Raw genomic sequence first — 24,655 nt, 5'->3', positions numbered from 1 at the left:
CTTCATGCGCATCGTCTGCCAGAAATGCGCGGCGGCCTACGCGATCGACGATCGGTTGATCACGACCAAGGGCGTCCGCGCGCAGTGTCCCCGCTGCCGTCACCTCCAGCTCGTGAAGCGGGAGGCCTCGGCCGCGTCCGTGACGGCTCCCCCTGAAGGGGCCGTGCCTCCCGCCGCCGAGCCGAATCCGCCCGCGGCCGCACCGGCGCCTCCAGTCGCCCGCGAGCCCCGGAGCAATCCGGCCGCCGCGCCCGTCGCCGCGAAGCCACGGGAAGCACCGAAGGCGGCTCCGAAGTCGGACCTCTTCGGGGACTTCGGCGAGATGCCGGAGCTGGGGCCACCAGGGAGCGTGGACCCATTCGCGGACCTGGGGCCGCCCGCTTCGCAGGTCTCCAGGGGCCTTCCCGCGGATCCGTTCGCGAGCCTGGGCCCGTCGTCGCCCAGGCCGGCGCCCGCCGCGAAGCCCGGCCCGCCGGTGCCCGACGCGCCCGGGGTGGCGGCTCCCTCGGCTCCCGTGGCTCACTCGAAGCCAGCGGCGCCATCCGCTCCTCCGGAAGACCCGCTGCTCGACTTCCTCGGCCCGGCGCCCGGAGGCCTGGAGCCGGAAGCCCCGCCGGCGCCCACGCCCGGTCGGGCTTCCTCGCCTCCCGCCGGGGCGGTGTCCCTGGGCCGCATGTCCGCTCGCGCGCCCGCGCCGGTGGTCCCGAAGCAGGAGCTGCACACGAATTGCCGCTCGTGCGGCAAGGACCTGACGGACCCCTTCGATCAGGCCCTGGGCACCTGCGAGGCCTGCAAGCAGCGGGAGTCCGCGTTCCCCCGGGAGTCCTCCGTGGTGGTGGCGCCCGAGGTGGCGCCGCTTCCGTCCGACGGCGGCGGCCTGGTGGAGCTGCCCATGATGAGCGGCCTGGACGGCACCGCGTCCGAGGACGAACCCCGGTTCGAGGGCGCCACGGCGCTGGCGCCGGACTCGCGCGTGAGCTCGGTGAAGCCCGCGCGCACGTCGCACATCACGGCCGCGCCGGTCCGCAGCGCGCAGCGTGACGGGAGCGGTGGCGGCAGCCGTGCGGGAGTCTTCGGCCTGTTGGCGCTGGCGGTCCTGGGGGCCGGAGGCGCGGGCTACTACTTCCTCGTGCACAAGCCCCATCAGGAGCAGCTGGCCCTGGCCGCGCAGCCTCCTGCTCCGGCCGCGGTGCCTTCGGAGGTGCTGGCCGCGGTGGGCCGGTGGAAGCTCCAGTTCCTGGAGTTGGAGGGCACCAGCGCGGAGCACCTGGCCGCCGGCCAGAAGCAGCTCGCGCTGGACCAGCGCATCGCCTACACGGAAGCCGAGGAGTCCTTCCAGCAGGCGTTGCTGCTCGACCCTCGCAGCACGGACGCCATCGCCGGCTACGTGCAGGCGCTGGCGCTCGGGCGTGGTCCGGGCATGGACGACAACTCCTTCCAGGAGGCGCGCGAGCTCATCCAGGCCGCGACGGGCATGGCTGGAGAGACGCCCGCGCTGCTCGTCGCGCACGCGAACCTGCTGCTGGCGCGCTCGCGTCAGTCCGGCAACCTGGAGGAGGCAGCGCGGCTGGCGACGGAGGTGCTGTCCCAGCCGAAGGCCGCTGACGCCTACAAGGCCGAGGCGCACCTGGTGCTGGGCCGCTCGCAGGTGGCCACGTCGCGTGAGCTGGCGAACCAGGAGTTCGACGCCGCGCGGAAGCTGGCGCCGAACCTCCAGCGCGTGGACTACTACAGCGCTCTCGCGCACGAGCAGGCCGGCCAGTACGGGCTGGCGCTCAAGCAGCTGCGGCAGCGGATGGAGCTGGATCCTCAGGACTGGAACAGCCTGGAGGCCACCGCCCGCATCTACGTGGAGGTCGGGGAGACCGCCCGCGCGCGCAAGCTGTACGAGGACCGGCTGAAGGCGAAGGCGGGCGACGTGCGCGCCACCCTGGCGCTGGCGGTGCTGCGCTACCAGGCGGAGGGCAACGCGCGCGAAGCCGTACGCGTCCTGAAGGAGCTGACGAAGAACGCGTCCCGCTACGGCCCGCGCGACGCCTCCGAAATCTTCACCCACCTGGCCGCGGCGGAGCGCACCGCGGGCAATGACGGCGCTGCCGGGATCGCGGCCGAGTCGGCCCTGAAGGTGGTGCCGGCGATGCCGGAGGCCCACCTGCAGTTGTTCCTGGTGGCGCTGGCGAAGAAGGACGCGGCCCTGGCCCGCGAGCACCTGAAGGGCTTCCAGGGCCGGTTGCAGGACGCCGCGCTGGAGAAGGTGCTGGAAGGGCGCGTGCACCTGCTGGAAGGCGACGTGGCCGGAGCCCAGGAGCGCTTCCAGCAGGCGGTGCGGCTGGATGACCGCCGCATGGACGCGAAGCTGCTGGAAGGCGTGGCGGCGGCGAGCGTGAAGAAGCGCGACGAGGTCTTCCGCCTGTTCTACCCGGTGCTGGAGGCGCGCGAGTGGGATCCGCTGCGGCTGGCGCCCCGGCCCGCGCTGTCGCGCTTCTGGCTGCGGCCGGGCGACACGCTGGTGGGCGTGGAGAACGTGGTGAAGTCCCTGAGCGACCGTCCGGAGGACGTGCAGCCCCTGCTCTACGAGGCCCTGGTGCGCTTCCATCAGGGGGACCGTCAGACCGCGGAGCGGCTGCTGCACACCGTGGTGGAAGTGAACGAGAACAGCGGCGGTGCGCAGGCGTACCGGGCGCTCATCGCGCTGGACACGAAGGGGCCGCAGGCCCGGAACCTGGCGGAGCGCGCGGTGCGGGTCGAGCGCGGGCTGCCGGTGGCGCGCCTGTCGCTGGGGCTCGCGCAGGCCGCGGACAGGGACGTGGCGGGGGCGATGCGCTCGTTGCAGTCCGCCCTGGACGTCGCGCCGAAGATGCTGTCCGCGCAGACGAAGCTGGCGGAGCTGCTGATGACGTCGAAGCCGCAGGAGGCGCGCGCGGTGCTGGAGAAGGTGGTGGGGTTGGATCCTTCCTACTTCCCGGCGAAGACGCTGCTCTTCAAACTGGACGAGCGAGGTTGACGTGAAGGTCCTGTTGCTGGGGTCGGGCGGCCGCGAGCACGCGCTCGCATGGAAGCTGGCCCAGAGTCCTCGTCTCTCGCGGCTCCTCGTCGCCCCCGGCAATCCGGGCACGGCGCGGTGGGGCACCAACGTGCCGTTGCAGGCGGACTCGCCGGAGGCGGTGGTGTCGCTGGCGCGCCGCGAGCGCGTGGACCTGGTGGTGGTGGGCCCGGAGGCGCCGCTCGTCGCGGGCGTCGCGGACGCGCTGGCGCAGGTGGACATCCCGTGCTTCGGCCCCGTCGCGGCGGCCGCGCGCATCGAGGGCTCCAAGGCCTTCGCCAAGGAAGTGATGGCGGAGGCGGGCGTGCCCACCGCGGCCTTCCGCGTCTTCACGGACGCGGCGGAGGCCGAGGCATACGCCGTGGCGCAGGGCCGCATCGTGGTGAAGGCGGACGGCCTGGCAGCGGGCAAGGGCGTCATCGTCGCGCCGGACGCGAAGGCCGCGCGTGAAGCGGTGCGCGCCGTGGCCCAGATGGGGCAGGCGGGCCAGCGGATGGTGCTGGAGGAGCTGCTGGAGGGCGAGGAGGTCTCGCTCATGGCCCTGTGCGACGGCGAGCGCTACGTGCTCCTGCCGCTGTCTCAGGACCACAAGCGCGTGGGCGAGGGCGACACGGGCCCCAACACCGGCGGCATGGGCGCATACTGCCCGGCGCCGTTCCTCACGCCGGCGCAGCTGGCCCAGGTGGGCGAGCAGGTCATCGCGCCCACGCTGGCGGTGCTCAAGAAGCGCGGCACGCCGCTGCGCGGGGTGCTGTACGCGGGGCTGATGCTCACGGCGTCCGGCCCGAAGGTGCTGGAGTTCAACGCGCGCTTCGGCGACCCGGAGACGCAGGTCCTGATGATGCAGGTGGACGAGGACCTGCTGCCGCTGATGGAGGCGTGCGCGAAGGGGACGCTGGAGCCCCGGCCGCTGAAGCAGTTCCCGGGCGCGTCCGTGGGCGTGGTGCTGGCGGCGGAGGGCTATCCGGAGGCGCCGAAGAAGGGTCAGCGGATTGAAGGGCTGGACGAGGTGGCGTCGAACGCGCCCGTGTTCCTGGCGGGCGTGGCGAAGCAGGACGGCGCGCTGGTGACAGCGGGTGGCCGGGTGCTGACGGTGTGCGCTCGGGGTGACAGCCTGGCGACGGCGCGAGAGCGGGCCCTGGAGTCGGCGGACGCCGTGCGCTTCGAGGGCAAGCACTTCCGCCGGGACATCGGCGCGCGGGGGCTGCGGGCGCGGTCGTGAAGCTGCTGGCGCGCTACCTGCTCAAGGAGCTGCTCGTCCCCCTGGGTGTGTGGGTGGCGTTCATGTTCCTGCTGCTGTTCGTGATGCAGTTCCTGCGCGGCACGGACGTGCTGTTGGGCTCGGCGGTGACGCTGGTCGACCTGGGCCGGCTCATCGCGTACCTGGCGCCGCACTTCCTGGTGATGGCGCTGCCCATCGCGTTCCTGCTGGCCATCTTGTTGGGCCTGGGGCGGCTGGGAGAGGACCGGGAGCTCACGTCGCTGCAGGCCCTGGGCATCAGCCCGCTTCAACTGCTGGCGGCGCCGCTGGGCGTGGGCATCGCGCTGAGCGCGTTCATGGTGCTGCTCACGTCCACGGTGGAGCCCTGGGGCCTCACGGGCGTGAAGGACCTGGTGGGCGAGGTCATCCAGAAGAACGTCGCGGGCGACGTGAAGTCCGGCGTCTTCTACGAGGACCTGAGCGACCTGACGTTGTACGCGCAGAAGGTGGCGCCCAAGGGCGGCGGGTGGACGAACGTGCTGTTGCACGACGACCGCGACCCCAGCTCGCCGTTGCTGGTGCTGGCGCACAAGGGCAGCGTGGGCACGTCCGAGCGGGGCGAGGCGCTGCGGATTGAATTGAGGGAAGGCGAGGTGCACCGCGCCAACCGCTCCTCGGTGGACGCGAGCGTCGTCGCGTTCGAGAAGGCGGAGATCAACGTGGGGCTGGGCGGGTCGCTGTCGCGGCGCAACCGGTTCCGCTCGCCGAAGGAGGAGCTGACGCCGGTGGAACTGCTGGCGGCGGCGAAGGACGCGGAGGAGCGGCGCGAGGATGCGCGACCCTTCCTGATGGCGCTTCACAGCCGGATGGGCAATGCGGTGGCTCCGATGGCGTTCGCGCTCTTGGGCACGCCGCTGGCGATTGGCCGCAGGCAGTCGGGCCGCGCGTGGGGCTACCTGCTGACGCTGGGGGGCTACGTCCTCTACTACCTCCTGAGCCGCGCCTTCGAGCAGATGGGGCAGAAGGGCCAGATGCCGGTGTTCGTCGCGGGGCAGCTGGCGAACGTGCTCTTCATGGTGGTGGGGGCGTTCGCGCTGTACCGCGTGACGCGTTCGGGGACGGTGCGATGAAGGGCACCCTCTTCCGGTACGTGGTGGGCGCGTACGTGCGCTACACGCTGGGCATCCTGGCGGGCGTGGTGGCGGTGTTCCTGGTGGTGGACTTCGTGGACCGCGCGAAGGCCTACGGCGGCGAGGGCTGGGTGCTGGATGTGCTCAAGCTCTATGGCTACAAGGCGCTGGTGACGGTGCAGCAGCTGGGGCCGGCGGCACTGCTGCTCGCGGCGGGCACCACGGTGTCGGCGCTGCGCAAGAAGGGCGAAGTGACGGCGCTGCGCGCGCTCACCTTCGGGCCGGCGGCGCTGTACCTGCCGGTGGCCGTGTGCGCGCTGGTGGCGTGCGTGGGGCTGGTGGTGTTCGACGAGACGGTGGCCGCGAGGGCAGGCCGGCGCGTGGATGAAATCACCACGCAGCGCTTCAACCGCTGGGGCGACTGGCGGATGTATTACACGCCGAAGCAGTGGTTCCGGCGGGGGGACGCCATCTTCTTCCTGCGAGGCGGCAATCCGCAGGAGGGCTTCGAGAACGTCTCCATCTTCACGCTGACGCCGGAGTTCAAGCTGCGCCGCCGAGTGGACGCGGGACGGATGCGCCCGGTGGAGGGCACGCGCTGGGAGTTGACGGACGTGGTGGAGCGCACGTTCACGGAGGACGGGCGCACGTCCGTGACGCAGCAGCCCACCGCGGAGTACGAGCTGGGCGTGGGCGCGACGACGTTCCGCATCCGGCCGGGCCGTCCGGAGCAGATGCGCCTGGGTGAGCTGGGCGAACAGATTGTCGCGCGAGCGGAGGTGGGGCTCGCGACGAAGGCCTTCCAGCTCGCGTGGCACAACCGCTTCGCGTATCCGCTGGCGGGGCTGCCCGCGGCGCTGCTCGCGGTGGGACTGGCGCTGCGGACGAACCGGCGCGGACACCTGACGGCGGCGGTGGTGGAGGGGCTGCTCATCGCCGTGGCGATGTGGGGCCTGATGGTGGTGTCCCGCACGCTGGTGCTCACCGAGCGTCTGGCGCCCGCCGTGGCGGCCTGGATGCCCACGACACTGCTGACCATCGTCGCGGCAGCCCTGTGGCTGCGCCGCGAAGGCCTGTTGAACTTCCCGCGCCGAAGTGTGACGCGGCAGGCCTGAGCCGGGGGGCACCCGCTCGGGCCCGGCCCGGTCAAAACCTGTCCGACAGTCGGACAGCTTTCCGCGAACTGGCTGCCGCGGGCCCAGCGGGGTTCTCACTTCCTCGAAGGGTGGGCGGGATTCGGGCCCGGAGGGCAGGGGGCTTCAACCGCGGAGGAGTCGGCGCGTGTGCCGGGCGAGCTGAATCTCCTCATCGCTTGGCAGCACGCGCACCGGACACGATGACGAATCGGCCGTGATGACCTCCGCGCCCGCCTCGTTCCGCCGCGCGTCCAACTGGATACCCAGGTGGCCCAGCTTCGCGCATACGTCCTCGCGGACCCGCGCACTGTTCTCCCCGATGCCGCCCGTGAACACGAGCAGGTCCAGGCCGCCGAGCACCGTCGCGTAGGCCCCCACCGTCTTCGCGATGCTTCGCGTGAAGACGTCCACCGCCAGCGCAGCCGCCGCGTTGCCCGCTGCCGCGTCACGTGTGAGGGCCTGCATGTCGCTGGTCCCCTCCGACAAGCCTCGGAGCCCGGCGTCGTGGTTCACCAGCTTCTCCAGCGCGTCCGCGTCCATTCGGCCTGTGCGCATCAGGAACAGCAGCACGCCTGGATCCAGGTCTCCGGTGCGCGTTCCACTGGGGATGCCACCGGTGGGCGTGAAGCCCATGGAGGTATCCACGGAGCGTCCGCGCTCCAGCGCCGCGAGGCTCGCGCCGTTGCCCAGGTGGGCCACCACGGTGCGCGCGGGCACCTGGGGTTCGAGCCTCGCCACGATGGACTCATACGACAGGCCGTGGAAGCCGTACCGCTGCACGCCCTGGTCCCTCACGGAGCGGGGCAGGGGGAACGTCGAGGCGACCTCCGGCATCGTGGCGTGGAAGGCCGTGTCGAAGCAGACGAACTGCGGCACGCCCGGGTACTGCCGCTGCGTGGCTCGGATGAGCCGCAGCGCCGGAGGGATGTGCAGCGGCGCGAAGTGCGTCGCCTTCTCCAGCGCCTTCATCACCTCCGGTGTCAGGGCCTGATGCTCGCGCAGGTGGGGACCTCCATGCACCACGCGATGCCCGATGGCCCGGGGCCGCTCACCGCCCAGTTCCTCCAGGTGTCGCACGGCCTCGTGGAACGCGTCCTCCTGTGATGGATGCCGCACATCCACCGCGCGCACCTGCTTCCCCGCGCCGTCCTTCACGACCAGCCGGCCCTGCTCCGCGCCGATGTGGGTCGCGCTGCCCTTGAACCGCACCGCCTCCTGGCCGCCCTCTTCGGCGTAGAGGCCGAACTTCAGCGACGACGAGCCGCTGTTGATGACCAGCACCGCACCCGAATCGCTCATCGCGCGCTCCACTTCCAGTCGGCCACCTCGGGCATGTCCTCGCCGTGCTCCGACACGTAGAGCTTGTGGCGCTGGCGCACCTCGGAGAAGCGCTGCTCCGCGTCGTCCAGCCGGTGCCGAGCGGCCTTCGAATGCCGGATGGCATCCAGCGCCAGGGTGAAGCGGTCCATGTCGTTGAGCACCGTCATGTCGAACGGCGTCGTCGTGGTGCCCTCTTCCTTGTACCCGTGCACGTGGATGTTGCCGTGGTTGGCCCGGTTGTATGTGAGCTTGTGCACGAGCGTGGGGTAGCCGTGGAACGCGAACACCACGGGCTTGTCCGTGGTGAACAGGCGGTTGAAGTCCTCCTCGTTGAGCCCGTGCGGATGGATGTGCACGGGTGCGAGCGTGAAGACATCCACCACGTTGACCACGCGCACCTTGAGCTCCGGAGCCCACTCGCGCAGCAGCGTCACGGCGGCCAGCGTCTCCATGGTGGGCACGTCGCCCGCGCAGGCCATCACCACGTCCGGGTCGCCGTCGTCATTGCCGGCCCAATCCCACGCGCCAATGCCCGCCGAGCAGTGGCGCACCGCGCTCTCCATGTCCAACCACACCGGCGAGAGCTGCTTCCCCGCGATGATGAGGTTCACGTAATTCTTCGAACGCAGGCAGTGGTCCGCCACCGACAAGAGCGTGTTCGCGTCCGGCGGCAGGTAGATGCGCACCGTGTCCGCTTTCTTGTTGGCCACATGGTCGATGAAGCCCGGGTCCTGATGGGAGAACCCGTTGTGGTCCTGCCGCCACACGTGCGAGCTGAGCAGGTAGTTCAGTGACGCGATGGGCTTGCGCCACGGCAGTTCCTTGGCGCTCTTTATCCACTTGGCGTGCTGGTTGAACATCGAATCGATGATGTGGATGAACGCCTCGTAGCAGGAGAAGAAGCCGTGGCGTCCGGTGAGCAGGTACCCCTCCAGCCAGCCCTGGCAGAGGTGCTCGCTCAGGACCTCCATCACGCGGCCGTCCACGGAGAGGTGCTCGTCCGTGGACTCCTGCTTCGCGTCCCAGCTCTTGCCGCTGACGGCGTAGACGTCCTGGAGCCGGTTGGACGCGTTCTCGTCCGGGGCGAACATGCGGAAGTTCTTCGCCGTCAGGTTGTGGCGCATCACATCCCGCAGGTAGCCGCCCAGCACCTTGGTGGCGCTGACCTGCTTGGAACCCGGGACGCCCGGGTCGACCGCGTAGTCGCGAAAGGCCGGCAGCACCAACGGCACCAGCAGCTGGCCGCCGTTCGAGTGCACGTTCACGCCCATGCGCAGTCGGCCCTTGGGAGCGATGTCCGCCAGCTCCTCGCGGAAGGTGCCATTTGCGTCGAACAGCTCGCGGGGCCGGTAGCCGTGGAGCCACGCTTCCAGGATCTTCAGGTGCTCGGGGTTGTCGCGCACTTCCTCCAGCGGGACCTGGTGGGCGCGCCAGGTGCCCTCCACGGGCTTGCCATCCACGACCTTCGGGCCGGTCCACCCCTTGGGGGTGCGCAGCACGAGCATGGGCCAGCGCGGGCGGGTAGGGTCGTTCTTCTCGCGGGCGTGGCGCTGGATGCGTGTGATTTCGGCGTAGAGGGTGTCCAGCACCTGCGCCATCCGCTGGTGCATGTCCTTGGGGTCGTCGCCCTCCAGGACGTAGGGCGTGTAGCCGTAGCCCTTGAAGAGGGCCTCCAGCTCGTCGGCGTCGATGCGGGCGAGCACCGTGGGGTTGGCGATCTTGTACCCGTTGAGGTGCAGGATGGGCAGGACCGCGCCGTCGGTGATGGGGTTGATGAACTTGTTGGAGTGCCAGCTCGCGGCGAGCGCGCCCGTCTCCGCCTCGCCGTCGCCGACGACGCACGGGACGATGAGGTCCGGGTTGTCCAGCACGGCGCCGTACGCGTGGAGCAGTGAGTAGCCCAGCTCGCCGCCTTCACTGATGGAACCGGGGACCTCGGGCGCATCGTGGCTGGGGACGCCGTAGGGCCAGGAGAACTGGCGGAACAAGCGCTTCATGCCGTCGCGGTTGCGCTCGATGTTGGGATACAGCTCCGTGTAGGAGCCTTCGAGGAACGTGTTGGCGATGATGCCCGGGGCGCCGTGGCCGGGGCCAATGAGATACATCATGTTGGCCCGGTGGTTCCGGATGATGCGGTTCAGGTGCACGTAGATGAAGTTGAGGCCCGGCGTGGTGCCGAAGTGCCCGAGCAGCCGGGGCTTGATGTCCTCGCGGGTGAGGGGCCGCTCCAGGAGCGGGTTGTCCTTGAGGTAGATCTGCCCGACGGACAGGTAGTTCGCCGCGCGCCAGTAGGCGTCAATCTTTCCAAGCTCCTCGTCGCTCAGCGGACCCGCCATCTTGCATCTCCCGAGGTGTAGGCCGTGCATCCCCCGGGGAGGGATGGGACTCCATCTGGCCCACGACATGCAATGTCTGTGATGGGAAAAGTCGGGCGCGTCGGTTTCCCGACAGCGGAGGGGCCTTCGCGTGCGCGTCATGTTTACCGCAAGCCCTGACACCGCTGGACCACATTGGCAGCCATCTCCAGGTGTCCCACCGTCCCTTGCTTCGGTCTGACAAGGAGTTGGGCAATGCGTATGCGATTCGGGTGGATCCTTGCAGGTTTGTCGTTCGTGGGCTGTGGTGGATCGCGGGACATGGAGCCGCCCGTGGCCCAGGAGCAGCAGGTTCAGGCGCAGGCGTGCATACCCGCCATGGCGGCCTTCAAGGTGAAGGACCTCCTCCCGCCGGGTGCGCCGTTGCCTTCGCCATCCCGGCCCATTCCCGATTGGCTGACGAACGTGGCGGGCACGCTGTACTTCACCGTGGATCCCTACCAGGGGACGGCTGGGCTGTGGCGCAGTGACGGCACCGGGGTGGGCACCGTTCCGGTGAAGGAGTTCCCCTTCGCGGGCTTGAACTTCCGGGACTTCTCGTCGCTCACGGCCGTGGGCTCACGGGTCTTCTTCAAGATGAGTGACCCGGCCACGGGCTTCGAGTTGTGGGTGAGCGACGGGACGGCGGCGGGAACGAGGCTCGTGAAGGACATCGTACCGGGCAGCGCGAACTCCATTCTCTCGAACCTCACCGACCTGGGGGGCGTGCTGACCTTCTTCCGCAGGGAGGAGAGCGCGGTGGAGCTGTGGCGGTCGGACGGGACGGAGGCGGGGACGTACCGGGTGGTGGACTTCGGCTCGGGGGCGTCCCTGTCCAGCTCCACGGTACGGACGAATGACGCGCTGTTGTTCTTCCTCCAGGACGCGACCCACGGCACGCGCCTGTGGCGGACGGACGGCACGGCGGCGGGCACCCGGCTCGTCAAGCGCGTGGACGCGGGGGCCCCCTTCGTGACGGCGACGCGCCGGCTCGCGAACGGCAACGGGGTGTTCACGCTGGACGACTCCTCCGGGACGGAGGTGTGGCGGACGGATGGCACGGCGGCGGGCACGGTGCGCCTGGACACCTTCGGCAAGCAGGCGCGGCTGCTGGGGGCGCTGAGCTCCTACGTCTACCTGTCCACGCTCGCCGACGATGGCGAGCGGTTGAAGCTGAACCGCCTGTCGCTCTCCGGAGGCGGGAAGACCCTGGTGACGACGCTGCCCAATCCCTATCCTGGCCAGCAGGACAACACGCCCTACGTGCAGGACTCGCGGGAGGCCGGGGGCAAGCTCTACCTGTCCGTGGCGATCAGCTCGCCGGGCCCCGCGCCTCGCCAGGTCGGGCTGTGGGTGACGGACGGCACTGCGGGAGGGACGCGGCAGGTCAGCCAGGGGCTCACCACGTCCGACGAGAGCAGTTCGCCCCTCTTCGACACGGGCTCTGGCACGCTGCTCTTCAGCTCGTGGGACGGCGGCCTGGGACTCATGCCGCAGGTCACGAATGGCACGGCGGCGGGCACGGGTCGCGTCACCACCTCAAGCCCCGGGGCCGAGGGGCCCGAGGAGTTCACGCGTGTGGGCAACAGGATCTACTTCCGGGGGTTCTCCGGCGTCTGGGGTGACGCGTTGTGGGCCGTGTCCGCCAACGTGACCTGCACGCCGCTGAGCGCCAGCGCGGAGTGACAAGGCCGGTGAGCGTCAGCGCAAGGCCAGACGCATGACGTGCCGCCGGGTTCCAGCGAGCCCCAGCTCCTGGAATCCGGCGGCCTCGAAGAACACCGGTGTCAGTGGGAAGCGGTGACGTCGGACACGTTCACCGGCGTGGTGACGCGCTTCACCTTGGGGAAGAACAGGCCCGCGGTGAACGCGGCAATCATCGCCGCGCACATGATCCAGAAGTTGATGGACAGGCCCGTGTTCAGCGCGTCGCCGAGCGTCTCCAGGATGGCGGGAGCCAGGCCGCGTCCATGCTCGGGGCCGAGCAGCTCCGTGGCCGCGCTGACGGGGACGTTGGGGTCCTTCATCAGCTGATTCACCAGCACGCCGCCCATCACGCCCACGCCCAGCGATCCTCCGATGGTTCGGAAGAACATGCTGCTCGCGGTGGCCACACCGCGCAGCTCCCAGCCCACGGTGGTCTGGACAGCGACCATCGTGGACATCGCCGCGAAGCCCAGGCCAATGCCAAACAACCCCATTGCGATCTGCGGCACAAGCATCGAAGCCCCGGGCTTGAGCAGCAGCGCCATCAGCACGGTGCCAATGGAGGCCAGCCCCAGCCCGCCGACGATGAGCGGCCGGAATCCAGTGCGGACCATGAGCCTGCCGCCGATGAGGCTCGCCAGCGGCCAGCCGACGATCATGGGGGTGATCATCCCGCCCGCCATCGTGGCGGAGCCACCGAGCACGCCCTGCACGTACAGGGGCACGTAGGTGGTCGCGCCGAACTGGGCGGCGGAGAAGAGGGCGCCCGCAACGTTGGAGATGGCGATGGTGGGAATCTTGAAGATGCTCATCGGGATGATGGGCTCGGCGGCGCGAAGCTCCACGAACACGAACGCGGTGAGGAGCACGGCGGCGAGGGGCAGGGCGAGCAGTGTCCGCCCGGAGCCCTGCACGCCGAACAGCAGCGCCACGACGCCCGAGGACAGCAGCGCCGCGCCCGCGTAGTCGAGCCGGGCACGCACCTTGGGCTTGAGTTGCTCGTGGAAGAACGCAACGAGCAGCACCATGGACGCGATGCCGATGGGGATGTTGATGAAGAAGATCCAGTGCCACGTGAGGTACTTCACGATGAGGCCGCCGGTGAGAGGGCCGGCGAGGCCCGCGATGCCCCACACGGCGCTGAACGCGCCCTGGACCTTCCCGCGCTGCTCCAGCGTGTAGATGTCCCCGATGATGGTGAGCGCGATGGGCTGCATGGCGCCGGCGCCCAGGCCCTGGAGGACGCGGAACGCGATGAGCATGTTCATCGACGTGGAGAACCCGCAGGCCAGGGACGCCAGCAGGAACAGGGTGGAGCCGAAGAGGACGATGGGCTTGCGGCCGTAGAGGTCGGCGAGCTTCCCGTAGATGGGGACGGTGATGGTGGACGACAGCATGTACGCGGTGAAGACCCAAGCGTAGTGCTGGATGCCGCCCAGGTCGCTGACCACCGTGGGCATGGCGGTGGAGACGACGGTCATCTCCAGCGCGGCCACGAAGAGGGACAGTGCCAGAGCCAAAGTGGTGAACGGTCGATGGGTGGTGCGCATGTCGGAAGGGGGGACCCGGGAAAGGACCCTGGGTAACGCGTGCCCGTCCGGAGCGCCAACGTCAAGCGCGTGAAAAGGAGTGACGGCGTCCATCGCCGGGGATTCCGGGTCCACTCCGGAAGGGCAGGGGCGCACGAGGTGGGATAGGGTCCACCGGCCTCGCGAGTTCGAGGCGCACGGCATGGGCACGGATACGAAGACGGTCGAGTCAGGGCGCTGGAAGACGGCGGTCGCCGCGGTGTTGGGGCTCTACGCGGTAGGGCTGGTGCTGGCGGAGGCGGTGCTCCAGGCCGGAGCCATCCTGGCCACGGCGCTGGCCCTGGCGCTGGCGGCAACGAAGCGGCTGCGCCTGGAGAAAGACGTAAGGGCGTTCGTGCTGGCGAGCGTCGCCCTGAGCGTCTGGCAGCTTTTGTCCCCGGCGGTGGCGCTGTTGACGGGAGCCGCGACGAAGTGGCCCCGGGGCGCAAGGTACGGCCAGGCGCTGGACACGGTGGCGGGAGCCGCGGTCGCGTGCATCGGGACGATGGGAGTGCCGTGGCTGCTGCTGGGGAGCCTCGTCGCGGGAGGCTGGTTGTTGGCGGCGGCGCTGGGCTTCTTCCAGCACCGGGTGCCGTGGCCCTGGGAGCCGCCGAAGTTCCTGAAGCTGAACCTGTCGCGCCTGCACGAGAACTTCGGAACGGAGGAGAACCCGAGGTACGCGGCGGGAGGCTTCTTCTTCCACCGGCTGCGGTTCGCGCACGGAGCCATCGCGGTGCTGGGCCCGGCGCTGGCGGTGATTGGCCGGTCGAAGGTGACGCGGAGGCGGGTGCTGGCCGGCGTGATGGTGCTGGGCCTGCTGCTGTCCATCTACGGCGCGTTCGCGAGAGCGGCGCTGGGAGCGGCGCTGGGCGTGTGCGTGTTGGCGCTGTTGCTGTTGCTGCGAGGGACGGCAAGGAAGGCAGGGCTCGGCGTGGCGGCGGCGTTGGTGATCATGGTGCTGCTGACGCCCGCGTGGCGGGAGCGCTTCGGCAAGGCGGTGGACAACCTCTTCGGCAGCGGCGAGCGGTCGTTGGCGATGTCCGTGGGTTGGCGCCTGGTGCGGGAGCACCCCTGGGTGGGCGTGGGGTTCGGCAATCACAAACCCGCGGCCCTGGCGACGCAGACGGAGACGGGCATCACGGACCTGCTGGCCACGGACTCACACAACCTCTGGCTGACGGCCTGGGCGGAGACGGGGCTCGTGGGCCTGGTGCTGCTGGCGACGATGCACTTCCTGCTGGCGAGGGCATTGGTGCGAAGGCACCGGGCGGGTTCGATTCCGGCCACGGGAGCCCTGCTGTCCTTCGTGGGCTTCCACGTCCTGGCCCTGGTGCACTACCTGCCGTTCCACCCCAGCGTGCACCTGTCATTCATGCTCATCTGGGGCCTGGGGCTGTGCGAGTTCAGTACGCCGCTCCGCCATGAACCTGATTGAGTTTTCAAGCTGAGTGGGGGCGTGTGATGGAAGCCGTTGCGGTCAGCGAAATCAGGCAGGTCGATACCGGATTGCAGGAGCTGTTCTGTGACTACGTGCCCCAGGTGTTCCGCCGCGCGGACTTCCGCCGTTGGCGTGCATGGGGAGAGTGGAACGACGACTATCGTGCGTTCGCGCTGATTGAGGACGGCCGCGTGGTGGCCAACACCTCCGTGATGCGGATGCGCCTGCTGTTGGAAGGGCGCGAGGTGCTGGCCCATCAGCTGGGAGCCGTGGGGTGTTTGCCGTCGCATCGTGGCCGGGGACTTGCGCGCGTGGTCATGAACGCCGCGCTGGACGCGTGTGGGGATGCGCCCGTGCTGCTCTTCGCCAATCCCAAGGTGCGCCAGTTCTACCCGCGATTCGGGTTCCAGCCTCAAATGCAGACGTTGTTCGCCACCCAGTACGATGCCATGCCGGCTGGTCCACCCGCGCCCACGCTCTCACTGGAGGACGCGGCCGTGCGCGCTGGACTCGCCACGCTCTCCAGTGAAGGGCGTCCCTCAACGGACCGCTTCGGCGCGCGAGGCTACGCGACGGTGGCGAGCTGGCCCGTGGCCAATGGCTTCGCGAGGCCCCTGCGCCAGTTGGGAACGGATGCCTGGGCGTTCGCGGGAGTCGAAGGCGAGACGCTGTACCTCGACGACGTCTTCGCCCGCGAGCCCTTCGACCTGCGAGCCTGGATCCCCCGATTGATTGACCGGCCCATCCGGTCCATCCGCTTCGGGTTCACTCCAGAGCGCTACTGGCCGGAGGCCGTGACGGCCGGTGAGGACATGGAAGCCGACCTGTTCGTGCGCAACTTCCATCCCTCACAAGAGGCCCACCGGTTCCCGGTCATGGCCCACACATGACCCTGTCCCCATTCACATGAATGGGGACAGAGAAGAGCCTCACTGGCAGAGCCGCTCGACCGACTTGATCCGCACCACGCCGTCGACGTTCGGATCGTTGGTCTGGTCTCCGATGGCGATGGTGCCGTTCGTCGTGAAGTTGTTCCGCGTGAGCTTCGCGACACCGTCGACGCTCACCGTCGCGACCTTGGCGGCATCCACCGCGAGCTCGTAGACGTGATACGCGCCATCGGTCACGGCGAACGCCGAGGACTGCGTGTCATCCGCCCAGCCAATCGCCGCGCTGTCCAGGTAGATCATCTGCGAGCGATCCGTCCCATTGCCGACCGAGCCGGTGAGACTCCCCAGGATGGCCGCGCCGCTGTCGAGCTGGTTGTGCCTGCTCACCGACTCGACCTGCATCGTCACGCGGAGCGTGAACGGCTGCGTCGGGGCGACCGCGTTCGTCTTCGCAAGGAGCAACTGCCCGCTCGTTCGACCGCCGCTGTCCGTTGACGTCGCGAGGCGGACATAGTCCTCGCCATACGTGAGCGTGTTCGGCGCTTGCGTGTACGTCGTCCAGCCCTGCGCCACGATGTCGGTGCCGCCGACCAGCAGCGGAATGGCCTCGCGCGGAGACCACGCCGTCGTCGACGTTGCTGGCGTGCAGACCTCGCAGGCGTTCGTCGGGTTGGGTGTGCCCTCGTCGTAGATCGTGCCGTTGATGAAGCACTTCGGACTGCAGGCGCCGGTCGAGCAGACCTGTCCCGTGCCGCACGCCGTCCCGTCCGCGAATGACGTCCACGAGGTCGCGGACGTCGCGGGCACGCACTGCTCGCATGCGTTCGCCGGGTTCACCGCTCCGGCCGCGACCTGCTGGCCGTCGATCCGACAGACCGCGACGCAGACACCGGCCTCACAGGCCTCGGTGGTCATGCAGGCCTGGTCACACCCTCCGCAGTGGGCGGAGTCACTGTCGGTGTTGACGCACGTGTCACCGCACTGCGTGGTGCCGGCGTCAGTGCACATCTCCACGGACGCGTCCGGCACGGACGCATCGGGAACGGACGCGCCGGGCGTCCCGCCGGGGGGATTGGAGGGATCGTCACTACAGGCAGCGAAGAAGCCGAGCACGACCACACAGGAGAGCGCGATGGAACGAATGGAGATCATGACTGTCAGTGACTTTCCGCCTGCACCACGGATCTCGGGCGAAGGCCCGTCCTGGTTTTTCACGGTGCGGGAAGAGGGAGCAGAAGCCCCTCCTTGCGACTCACTGCAATACGTCGGCCAGGTAGTCGACGAACACCCTGACTCGCGCCGGCAGGTTGGCGCCACCGACAAAGACGGCGTGGATGTTCTCCGTGTCGCCCGGATTGTAGCGCTCCAGCAGAGGAACCAGTTGGCCGGAGCGGAGCTCTTCCTCGACGCTGAATGCGCCGACGCGCGTCACTCCCACGCCGGCAGCAGCCAGCTGGCCCAGGGTCTCTCCGTTATTGGCTTCGATACAGCCCTTCAATGACAGACTGTATTCATGCCCGTCGCGCACGAAGGGCCAGACCGCTTCGGCCCGACGAAAATTGAAGTTCAGGCAGTTATGGTGGTGCAGGTCCTCTGGAACCATCGGCGTCCCGCGCCGGTTCAGGTAGTCGGGTGAAGCCACGATCACGCGCCCTTTCTCGCCGAGCTTGCGCGCGGTCAAACCGCTGTCCGCGAGTGGGCCGAAGCGAATGGCGACGTCCGCCTGACCTGCTGCGATGTCGACCACGCTGTCCGTCAGGTTGATGTCCACCAGGATGTGGGGGTATCGCGCCGTGAAGTCGCCCAACAGGGGGACCACGCACAGGCGCCCATGCGAGAGGGCGGCGCTCACCCTCAGCCGCCCGCGCGGCGCGCCCAGATCCGCGATGGCCTGCTCCGCGTCGTCCAGCTCCGCCAGGATGCGCCGTGCCGCGCCCAGATAGGCTTGCCCCTCGGGCGTCAGGGTCAGGGCCCGGGTCGTGCGGATCATCAGGCGTACCCCCAGACGCGCCTCGATGCGGTCGAGGGTCCGGCTGACGGCCGACGGGGACAGGCCCAGCTCACGCCCGGCCGCCGAGAAGCTGCCGGTCGCCGCCACGGCCGAAAAGACGGCCATCTCACGCGCCCGATCCTCGCCGCCCAGCTGCACCTTTGCGTTCATCTCAAGAATCCTTGGCTTCGAAGAGCTCTAACGCGCGCGCGACCGCCCGGCCATCTTTGCGCGCTCAGAACAACGCACCCCGTCGCGCACAGTCGCCGCGGGGGCAGAGAAAGGTTCCCGCGGATGAAGCCCAACCCTCCTCTTCTCGCTCTGGCGGTCGGCGCCTTCGGCATTGGGGTCACGGAGTTCGCGCCGATGGGCATGCTGCCTGTGATCGCAGGAGACCTCGGCGTCTCCATCCCGGCGGCGGGCCTGCTGGTCAGCGCCTACGCCTTCGGGGTGCTGCTCGGCGCGCCGGTGATGACCTTGACGACCGGCCGCGTGCCGCGCCGGACCCTGCTGGTGGGCCTGATGGGCATCTTCACCCTGGGCAATCTGCTGTCGGCGCTCGCGCCGGAGTACTGGACCTTGATGGCGGCGCGAGTGGTGACGTCGTTCAACCACGGTGCCTTCTTTGGTGTGGGCGCCATCGTCGCGGCCAGCGTGGTCGCGACGAACAGGCGGGCGGGCGCTGTCGCGGCCATGTTCATGGGCCTGACCGTCGCCAACATCACCGGCGTTCCCCTGGCCGCCTGGGCGGGCGAGACCCTGGGCTGGCGCGCGTCCTTCTGGGGCATCGCGGGTCTGGGCGCCCTGGCGATGATCGCGCTTCGCTTGACCCTGCCGCACGGCCGGGTCGAGCCTTCTGCCGACGACAGCGGCGCCATGAAGGCCGAACTGGCGGTGCTCCGACGCGGACCTGTGCTGGCCGCCCTGGCTCTGACCGTTATCGGCTCCAGCTCCATGTTCACCGTCTTCACCTACATCGCTCCGATTCTGAAGGAGCGGACCCTGGCCTCGACCGGCTTCGTCACCGCCATGTTGGTGACCTATGGACTGGGGCTGACGCTCGGCAACTGGCTGGGGGGCCGCTTCGCCGACAGGTCGGTGGACCGGACCTTGATTGTCACCCTGGCGGGCCTCGCCGCGCTGTTGGTTGTATTCGCTGGGGTCATGCCGTGGCAGGCGCCCGCCGCCGTGGTGATCTTCCTCTGGGGCGTGGCGAGCTTCGCCCTGGTGCCGCCGCTGCAGATGCGGGTGATGACCGCCGCCAGCGATGCGCCGAACCTGGCTTCGGCCATGAACATCGGGGCCTTCAACCTGGGCAACGCCATCGGCGCGGCTCTCGGTGGGGCGGTCATTGGCCTCAACCTCGGCTATCCGGCCGTGGCCCTGGCCGGGGCGGCGATGGCTGGAGCAGGTCTCATCCTGGTCTTGCTGCTGGTTCGCCGCGAGACACGCGTGGTCGAGCCGCTCCCGGCGCGCTGCTGAAACCACAATCTTTAGAGCCCCAGCTCCAGACCGATGCCTGGAGCCACGGACCAGAGTGTCTTCCGGCCTGCTGTGCCCGGGTACCACTCGCCGACCAGCTGGGCGCGGAGGAACTGTAACCGTCCGGCCAGTGACGTGCCGGGACGCTTGAAGACAGGCCCCGACCGTGCTCGGCGAGCGCCGCGAGGAGTGAGCTGTTCAGGGACTGGGCTGGAGGGGTGACTCGGGCGGGTCGGCGGTGCGTCGCAGCCTCCACTCGTGGGGCAGCAGCTCCCCGATGCGCGAGTGCGGGTGCGTCTGGACGCGAAGCAGCACGTCGGCCAGGTACTCCTCGGGATTGACCTGGTTGGCCTCGCAGGTGGCGACCAGGGCGTAGAGGCCGGCGAGATTCTCCCCCGCGGCCTCGTGGCCGACGAAGAGGAAGTTCTTCCGGCCCAGGGCCGCCTTGCGCAGCGCCGCCTCGGAGCGGTTGTTGTCCAGGGGCAGGCGCGCGTCGGAGACGAAGCGCGTCAGGGCGTCCCACTGCTTCAGGGCGTAGGAGAGGGCCTGGCCCATGGGGCCCTTGGGCAGGTGGCGCGGGGCCTGCGAGTCCATCCACGCGCGCAGCGCCGTGAGGACGGGGAGGCTCTGCTGCTGGCGCAGCTCGCGGTGCGCGTCGGTGCGCACGACGGCCGCGTCGCGAGCCAGGGCTTCCACGCGGTAGAGGGCGAGGATGAAGTCCAGGGCCTGGCGGGCTTCGGGCGCGGTGGGGAGCGCCTCGAAGAATCGCCGTCGCACGTGGGCCCAGCAGCCCACCCGCACGCGGCCCTCGGGCAGTGTCACCGCGTTGTAGCCCGTATAGGCATCCACCACGAGGGCGCCCCGGGTGCCGCCCAGGACTTCCTTCGGCGTCGTGCTGGCCCGGCCCAGGCTGAAGCGGTAGCCCAGCAGCCACTCCCCCGCGGGCGTCTGGGTGAGGAAAGTCCAGAGGTAGCCCTGGCGCGTCTTCTTCACGTCCAGCACGCGCACGGGCGTCTCGTCGGCCCACACCACCTCGGCGGCGGCAATGACTTGCAAGAGGTGCTGGGACAGAGGCAGCAGCACCGAGGCGGCCTGGTGGAAGAGGTCCGTCAGGGTGCTGCGACTCATGGGCACGCCGCCGCGTTCCACGCGCTGGGCCAGCCGGTGCAGGGGCATCGCGTCGGCGCACTTGGAAACCACAACGTGCGCAAGGAAGCCCGGGCCGTACTCGCCCTTGTCCACCACCTTCGGCGGCGCGGGGGCCGTCACCACGCCCTGGCCGCACGCGCACGAGAGGACTTGCTGCACGTGCACCTGCCGCTCGAAGAAGGCGGGCACGTACTCGTACACCACCGTCCTTCGCCCCTCGCCCAGCGGCTTCAACTCCTCACTGCCGCACGCCGGGCAGTGCCTCGACTCGGGCGGCACCGCGTGCCGCACTTCGCGCGTCGGGGCCTCCTCGGCCTTCCGTGCGGCCCGCGCCCGGCGCTTCTCCGGGGCGGCCTTGGCCCGCGCCGCTTCGTCCTGGGGACTCGGGGCCGTCTGCCTCAATTCCTCGGCGACGGGCGGCAGCTTCTCGGCTTTGCGACCGAAGACACGCCGCTCCAGCGCGGCCATCTTCGACTCCAGCGACGTCATCCGCTCGCGGAGCTCCTCGGCTTCCTCCCGCCAGGGGCAGAAATGGTCCAGTGGAAGCTCGCGCGGCACCTGGAGCCCATACCGCGCTGCCCGCCCCCGCGCTCGCGCCGGGCCCTCAGGAGGCCGCGCGCCCGGGCGGTGACCAGGCCGGCGGGCGTCGCACGTCCGCCACGTCGATGCCGTCCAGCAGCATCGCCAACTGCGTGGCGTCCAGCGTCACCGCCTTCGCCTCCGCCTCCACGCGCGGCAGCCGGAAGCGGCCCGTCTCCAGCCGCTTGTACAGCAGCACGAAGCCGCCCCGGCTCCACGTCAGCACCTTGACTCTGTCGCCCTTGCGCGAGACGAAGGCGAAGAGGTGCCCCGAGTAGACGTCCTCGCCCCACTCGGCGCGCACCAAGGCCATGAGGCCATCAATCGACTTGCGCATGTCCACCGGCTCCACGGCCAGCACCACGCGCACCGAAGCCGGAAGCGCGAACACCCTCTCACCGTCCCAGCGCGGCGACGAGCCGGGCCACGTACGCCACGTCGGTGCCCACCGCGAATCGCACCCGCGCCCCGCTCGCGGCGACCACCTCCATCCCCGACTCCATCGCCGCGGGCGTCGTCGCCACCTGCACCGGCAAGAGTCTCACGGCTTCCGCTCGCGACGGCGCGGCCCGTCGTGCCCGGTACACCCACGACTGCAACGTGCTCAGCCGCACGCCCCGCGCCAACGCGAACTCCCTCTGCGTCTGCCCGCTGGCCTCGAAGGCTTCCGCGATGCGCGCCCACTCCGGCTTCTCCACCTGCTTCGCCATGCCCGGAAGCGTCCGCCGCGAACCGCTCCCCCGGCAATCCCTCACGGCACATCGTTGGCCGGACGGTTAGTGCGCCGGGATAAACCGGCATGGAGTCGCGAATGAAAGAGTCGTACATCGAAGGGCTAACCACCCGCGATGACCCCAAGTCATGCGACGGCACCCGCAAGGGGGCTGGGCGAAGCGTTGACCGGGGTAGGTGCAGGCTGGGTATTGAGCTGCGAAATCAGGCCTCCAGGACGCCGACGCTGTTAACCGAAGCGGAAGGCCCCACGGACGCGAGCGCCAGGGTGAGTTCGCGAACGGTCCTGCGCAGTCGGAGACCCCATGCATGTACTGAAACTCCATGCACGAGAACCGGGAGGTCCTCTGCTTGCCCACCGCAGTTGGCGAGGTGGGACGCATCGGGAAGGTCGGAGACCGTCATCCGATGACGCACGGGCAGAGGAAGTCGGACAGGCTCGTAGTACCGGTGAAGCCGTCGAACAACGCTCGCAGTCGAGCTGCGGAGACGGTGGAGGGAAGGAGCCTGGCCAAGAGGAACGCGGGGGAGCAAAACAGGCCCCGGACACAGAGCCGGACAGGTCTGCCCAGTGAGCTCCTTCGCGTACGCCAAGCTGCAAGGAAGGACAGGAAGGCGAAGTTCACCGCGCTGCTACACCACGTCACACTCGAAAGCCTTCGGACGTCGTTCGCGGCACTGCGCCGCAACGCCGCGCCGGGAGTAGACGGCGTGACGTGGGAGACGTACGGCGCAAGGCTCGAAGAGAACCTTCGGGACCTGCACGCACGCCTCCACCGAGGAGCGTACCGGGCGAAGCCCTCACGCAGAACGTACATCCCCAAGGCGGACGGGCGGCAGCGACCGCTCGGCATCGCGGCACTGGAGGACAAACTCGTCCAGCGCAGCATCGTCGAGGTGATGAACGCCATCTATGAGGAGGACTTCCTTGGCTTCTCGTATGGGTTCCGGCCAGGGCGCAGCCAGCACCAGTCGCTGGATGCGCTCGCGACCGGACTCAAACGAAGGAGGGTGAACTGGGTGCTCGACGCGGACATTCGTGGGTTCTTCGCCATCGACCACGAGTGGCTGATGAAATTCCTCGAGCACCGGATTGCAGACAAGCGAGTCCTGCGCCTCATCCAGAAGTGGCTGAGCGCAGGTGTGATGGAGAAGGGGACGTGGCGGGCGAGCGAAGAAGGCACGCCCCAGGGAGCGACGGTGTCGCCGCTGCTGGCGAACATCTACCTCCACTACGTCCTCGACCTCTGGTTCCAGCGGTGGAGAAGAAAGCAGGCGCGAGGTGATGTCATCATCACGCGCTACGCGGACGATTTCATCGTGGGTTTTGAGGACCGCTCTGATGCCGAGCAGTTCCTGGCGCTCCTCCGCGAGAGACTGCGGATGTTCGCTCTGGAACTGCACCCGGAGAAGACACGCCTCATTCAGTTCGGGAGGCTCGCCTCCAAGAGCAGAGAGAGGAGTGGGCTTGGGAAGCCAGAAACCTTCAACTACCTCGGGTTTACTCACATCTGCGGCAAGTCGAAGGCAGGCTTCTATCTGGTGAAACGGCACACGATGCGGGTGCGGATGAACGCGAAGCTGAAGGACGTGAAAGCGGAACTTCAGCGACGTCGCCATCTGCCCATCCCGGAGCAGGGGAACTGGCTTGCATCCGTGGTGCGCGGCTATTTCGCGTACCATGCAGTTCCCACCAACATCGCCGCCATGGGGCGATTCCGAACGCAGGTCGGCCAGCACTGGTACCGGGCGCTCCGGCGTCGGAGCCAGCGTGACCGTAACCGTCCGGTGGACGTCGTGCCGGGACGCTTGAAGACAGGCCCCGGCCGTGCTCGGCGGGCGCCGCGAGGAGCGAGTTGTTCAGGGACTGAGCTGGAGGGGCGACTCGGGCGGGTCGGCGGTGCGTCGCCGCTTCCACTCGTGAGGTAGCAGCTCACCAATGCACGAGTGGGGATGCGTCTGCACACGCAGCAGCACGTCGGCCAGGTAGTCTTCGGGGTTGACGCCGTTGGCCTCGCAGGTGGCGACGAGGGCGTAGAGGCCGGCGAGATTCTCCCCCGCGGCCTCGTGGCCGACGAAGAGGAAGTTCTTCCTTCCCAGAGCGGCCTTGCGAAGAGCGGCCTCGGAGCGGTTGTTGTCCAGGGGCAGGCGCGCATCGGAGACAAAGCGCGAGAGGGCATCCCACTGCTTCAGCGCGTAGGAAAGGGCCTGGCCCATGGGGCCCTTGGGCAGGTGGCGAGGGAGCTGCGATTCGAGCCACGCGCGCAGCGCTGTGAGGACGGGGAGACTCTGCTGCTGGCGCAGCTCGCGGTGCGCGTCCGTGCGCACGACGCCCGCGTCGCGAGCCAGGGCTTCCACCCGGTAGAGAGCGAGGATGAAGTCCAGGGCCTCGCGGGCCTCGGGCGCGGTGGCGAGCGCCTCGAAGAAGCGGCGGCGCACGTGGGCCCAGCAGCCGACACGCACGCGCCCTTCCGGCAGCGTCACCGCGTTGTAGCCGGTATAGGCGTCCACCACGAGGGCACCCCGGGTGCCGCCCAGCACGTCCTTGGGCGTCTTGCCCGCTCGGCCCAGGCTGAAGCGATAGCCCAGCAGCCACTCGCCCTGCTGCGTCTGGGTGAGGAAGGTCCAGAGGTAGCCTTGCTTCGTCTTCTTCACGTCCAGCACGCGCACGGGCGTCTCGTCGGCCCACACCACCTCGGCGGCCGCAATGACTTGCAAGAGGTGCGTGGAGAGCGGCAGCAGTACCGAAGCGGCCTGGTGGAAGAGGTCCGTCAGCGTGCTGCGACTCATGGGCACCCCACCGCGCTCAATCCGCTGGGCCAGCCGGTGCAGTGGCATCGCGTCGGCGCACTTGGAAACCACGACGTGGGCCAGGAAGCCGGGGCCGTACTCGCCCCGGTCCACCACCCGGGCCGGAGGCGGGGCGGTGACGACGC

18 protein-coding genes are annotated in these 24,655 nt (G+C 69.3%); 9 read left to right on the top strand and 9 right to left on the bottom strand.

Annotation, left to right across the window (positions count from 1 at the left end; genetic code table 11):
- Positions 1 to 4 precede the first annotated feature (4 nt).
- From D7Y04_RS41400 to D7Y04_RS41385, 4 genes are read left to right on the top strand one after another with little or no spacing between them, the layout of a single operon-like run.
- Complete coding sequence (locus D7Y04_RS41400) at positions 5 to 3,004, top strand: zinc-ribbon domain-containing protein (RefSeq protein ID WP_121762923.1); 3,000 nt, start codon at positions 5 to 7, stop codon at positions 3,002 to 3,004.
- Position 3,005: 1 nt separating this feature from the next.
- Positions 3,006 to 4,265, top strand: a complete 1,260-nt coding sequence (gene purD, locus D7Y04_RS41395) for a phosphoribosylamine--glycine ligase (RefSeq protein ID WP_120598055.1) — start codon at positions 3,006 to 3,008, stop codon at positions 4,263 to 4,265.
- Complete coding sequence (locus tag D7Y04_RS41390) at positions 4,262 to 5,374, top strand: LptF/LptG family permease (RefSeq protein ID WP_121762922.1); 1,113 nt, start codon at positions 4,262 to 4,264, stop codon at positions 5,372 to 5,374. Before purD ends, D7Y04_RS41390 begins: the two co-directional genes overlap by 4 nt.
- On the top strand, positions 5,371 to 6,489 hold the full coding sequence (locus tag D7Y04_RS41385; RefSeq protein ID WP_121762921.1) for an LptF/LptG family permease: 1,119 nt from the start codon (positions 5,371 to 5,373) through the stop codon (positions 6,487 to 6,489). Before D7Y04_RS41390 ends, D7Y04_RS41385 begins: the two co-directional genes overlap by 4 nt.
- A 144-nt stretch (positions 6,490 to 6,633) precedes the next feature.
- On the opposite strand, the gene D7Y04_RS41380 is transcribed toward D7Y04_RS41385, so the two are convergent.
- Positions 6,634 to 7,809: an acetate/propionate family kinase gene (locus tag D7Y04_RS41380; RefSeq protein ID WP_121762920.1), complete on the bottom strand. Its 1,176-nt coding sequence runs from the start codon at positions 7,807 to 7,809 to the stop codon at positions 6,634 to 6,636.
- Positions 7,806 to 10,166, bottom strand: a complete 2,361-nt coding sequence (locus D7Y04_RS41375; protein WP_121762919.1) for a phosphoketolase — start codon at positions 10,164 to 10,166, stop codon at positions 7,806 to 7,808. The genes D7Y04_RS41380 and D7Y04_RS41375 overlap by 4 nt, the downstream gene beginning before the upstream one ends.
- Before the next feature lie 300 nt (positions 10,167 to 10,466).
- Here D7Y04_RS41375 and D7Y04_RS41370 point away from each other — a divergent pair, with 300 nt between their 5' ends.
- Entirely contained in the window at positions 10,467 to 11,870 is a 1,404-nt protein-coding gene (locus D7Y04_RS41370; RefSeq protein WP_233601824.1) for an ELWxxDGT repeat protein, read from the top strand.
- A 101-nt stretch (positions 11,871 to 11,971) separates the two neighbouring features.
- Here D7Y04_RS41370 and D7Y04_RS41365 read toward each other — a convergent pair whose 3' ends face one another.
- On the bottom strand, positions 11,972 to 13,441 hold the full coding sequence (locus tag D7Y04_RS41365) for an MDR family MFS transporter (protein WP_120599912.1): 1,470 nt from the start codon (positions 13,439 to 13,441) through the stop codon (positions 11,972 to 11,974).
- Positions 13,442 to 13,622: 181 nt separating this feature from the next.
- Between D7Y04_RS41365 and D7Y04_RS41360 the strand changes: the two genes are divergently transcribed.
- Both D7Y04_RS41360 and D7Y04_RS41355 read left to right on the top strand, forming a co-directional pair.
- Positions 13,623 to 14,894, top strand: a complete 1,272-nt coding sequence (locus D7Y04_RS41360) for an O-antigen ligase (protein WP_121762917.1) — start codon at positions 13,623 to 13,625, stop codon at positions 14,892 to 14,894.
- Between the two features lie 26 nt (positions 14,895 to 14,920).
- Positions 14,921 to 15,787 (top strand): GNAT family N-acetyltransferase, encoded by an 867-nt coding sequence (locus D7Y04_RS41355; protein WP_121762916.1) that lies wholly within the window; start codon positions 14,921 to 14,923, stop codon positions 15,785 to 15,787.
- A 39-nt stretch (positions 15,788 to 15,826) separates the two neighbouring features.
- Here the strand turns inward: D7Y04_RS41355 and D7Y04_RS41350 are convergent, their stop codons facing one another.
- Together D7Y04_RS41350 and D7Y04_RS41345 are read right to left on the bottom strand one after the other, a co-directional pair.
- On the bottom strand, positions 15,827 to 16,939 hold the full coding sequence (locus D7Y04_RS41350; protein ID WP_121762915.1) for a hypothetical protein: 1,113 nt from the start codon (positions 16,937 to 16,939) through the stop codon (positions 15,827 to 15,829).
- 100 nt (positions 16,940 to 17,039) lie between these two features.
- Entirely contained in the window at positions 17,040 to 17,948 is a 909-nt protein-coding gene (locus tag D7Y04_RS41345; protein WP_121762914.1) for a LysR family transcriptional regulator, read from the bottom strand.
- A 123-nt stretch (positions 17,949 to 18,071) separates the two neighbouring features.
- On the opposite strand from D7Y04_RS41345, the gene D7Y04_RS41340 reads away from it, so the two are divergent.
- Positions 18,072 to 19,259 (top strand): MFS transporter, encoded by a 1,188-nt coding sequence (locus D7Y04_RS41340; RefSeq protein WP_121762913.1) that lies wholly within the window; start codon positions 18,072 to 18,074, stop codon positions 19,257 to 19,259.
- A 198-nt stretch (positions 19,260 to 19,457) separates the two neighbouring features.
- Here the strand turns inward: D7Y04_RS41340 and D7Y04_RS41335 are convergent, their stop codons facing one another.
- The 3 genes from D7Y04_RS41335 to D7Y04_RS41325 all read right to left on the bottom strand — a co-directional run bounded on the left by D7Y04_RS41335 (position 19,458) and on the right by D7Y04_RS41325 (position 21,697).
- Complete coding sequence (locus tag D7Y04_RS41335; protein ID WP_121762912.1) at positions 19,458 to 20,897, bottom strand: IS66 family transposase; 1,440 nt, start codon at positions 20,895 to 20,897, stop codon at positions 19,458 to 19,460.
- A 115-nt stretch (positions 20,898 to 21,012) separates the two neighbouring features.
- Positions 21,013 to 21,378 (bottom strand): IS66 family insertion sequence element accessory protein TnpB, encoded by a 366-nt coding sequence (gene tnpB, locus D7Y04_RS41330; RefSeq protein WP_120581677.1) that lies wholly within the window; start codon positions 21,376 to 21,378, stop codon positions 21,013 to 21,015.
- A gap of 4 nt (positions 21,379 to 21,382) precedes the next feature.
- Complete coding sequence (locus D7Y04_RS41325) at positions 21,383 to 21,697, bottom strand: hypothetical protein (protein ID WP_120581678.1); 315 nt, start codon at positions 21,695 to 21,697, stop codon at positions 21,383 to 21,385.
- Positions 21,698 to 22,043: 346 nt separating this feature from the next.
- Here D7Y04_RS41325 and ltrA point away from each other — a divergent pair, with 346 nt between their 5' ends.
- Positions 22,044 to 23,648, top strand: a complete 1,605-nt coding sequence (gene ltrA / locus D7Y04_RS41320; RefSeq protein ID WP_233601823.1) for a group II intron reverse transcriptase/maturase — start codon at positions 22,044 to 22,046, stop codon at positions 23,646 to 23,648.
- Here the strand turns inward: ltrA and D7Y04_RS41315 are convergent.
- The coding region (locus tag D7Y04_RS41315) for an IS66 family transposase (protein ID WP_121762911.1) at positions 23,580 to 24,655 on the bottom strand (1,076 nt) is incomplete at its 5' end. The two genes, ltrA and D7Y04_RS41315, sit on opposite strands and share 69 nt — an antisense overlap.

Origin of the sequence: Corallococcus sp. AB038B (assembly GCF_003668955.1) — a bacterium.
In the GTDB taxonomy this organism is placed as follows: Bacteria; Myxococcota; Myxococcia; order Myxococcales; family Myxococcaceae; genus Corallococcus; species Corallococcus exiguus.
This window is presented reverse-complemented; position numbering and strand designations above follow the sequence as displayed.

Bases quoted from the DNA above. Each gene is read 5' to 3' on its own strand.
- D7Y04_RS41340 (WP_121762913.1), top strand. From the start codon at position 18,072: ATGAAGCCCAACCCTCCTCTTCTCGCTCTGGCGGTCGGCGCCTTCGGC.
- D7Y04_RS41400 (WP_121762923.1), top strand. From the start codon at position 5: ATGCGCATCGTCTGCCAGAAATGCGCGGCGGCCTACGCGATCGACGAT.
- D7Y04_RS41385 (WP_121762921.1), top strand. From the start codon at position 5,371: ATGAAGGGCACCCTCTTCCGGTACGTGGTGGGCGCGTACGTGCGCTAC.
- D7Y04_RS41360 (WP_121762917.1), top strand. From the start codon at position 13,623: ATGGGCACGGATACGAAGACGGTCGAGTCAGGGCGCTGGAAGACGGCG.
- D7Y04_RS41345 (WP_121762914.1), bottom strand. From the start codon at position 17,948: ATGAACGCAAAGGTGCAGCTGGGCGGCGAGGATCGGGCGCGTGAGATG.
- D7Y04_RS41375 (WP_121762919.1), bottom strand. From the start codon at position 10,166: ATGGCGGGTCCGCTGAGCGACGAGGAGCTTGGAAAGATTGACGCCTAC.
- D7Y04_RS41365 (WP_120599912.1), bottom strand. From the start codon at position 13,441: ATGCGCACCACCCATCGACCGTTCACCACTTTGGCTCTGGCACTGTCC.
- D7Y04_RS41380 (WP_121762920.1), bottom strand. From the start codon at position 7,809: ATGAGCGATTCGGGTGCGGTGCTGGTCATCAACAGCGGCTCGTCGTCG.
- ltrA (WP_233601823.1), top strand. From the start codon at position 22,044: ATGCACGAGAACCGGGAGGTCCTCTGCTTGCCCACCGCAGTTGGCGAG.
- D7Y04_RS41335 (WP_121762912.1), bottom strand. From the start codon at position 20,897: ATGACGTCGCTGGAGTCGAAGATGGCCGCGCTGGAGCGGCGTGTCTTC.
- D7Y04_RS41370 (WP_233601824.1), top strand. From the start codon at position 10,467: ATGGAGCCGCCCGTGGCCCAGGAGCAGCAGGTTCAGGCGCAGGCGTGC.
- D7Y04_RS41325 (WP_120581678.1), bottom strand. From the start codon at position 21,697: ATGGCGAAGCAGGTGGAGAAGCCGGAGTGGGCGCGCATCGCGGAAGCC.
- D7Y04_RS41350 (WP_121762915.1), bottom strand. From the start codon at position 16,939: ATGATCTCCATTCGTTCCATCGCGCTCTCCTGTGTGGTCGTGCTCGGC.
- D7Y04_RS41355 (WP_121762916.1), top strand. From the start codon at position 14,921: ATGGAAGCCGTTGCGGTCAGCGAAATCAGGCAGGTCGATACCGGATTG.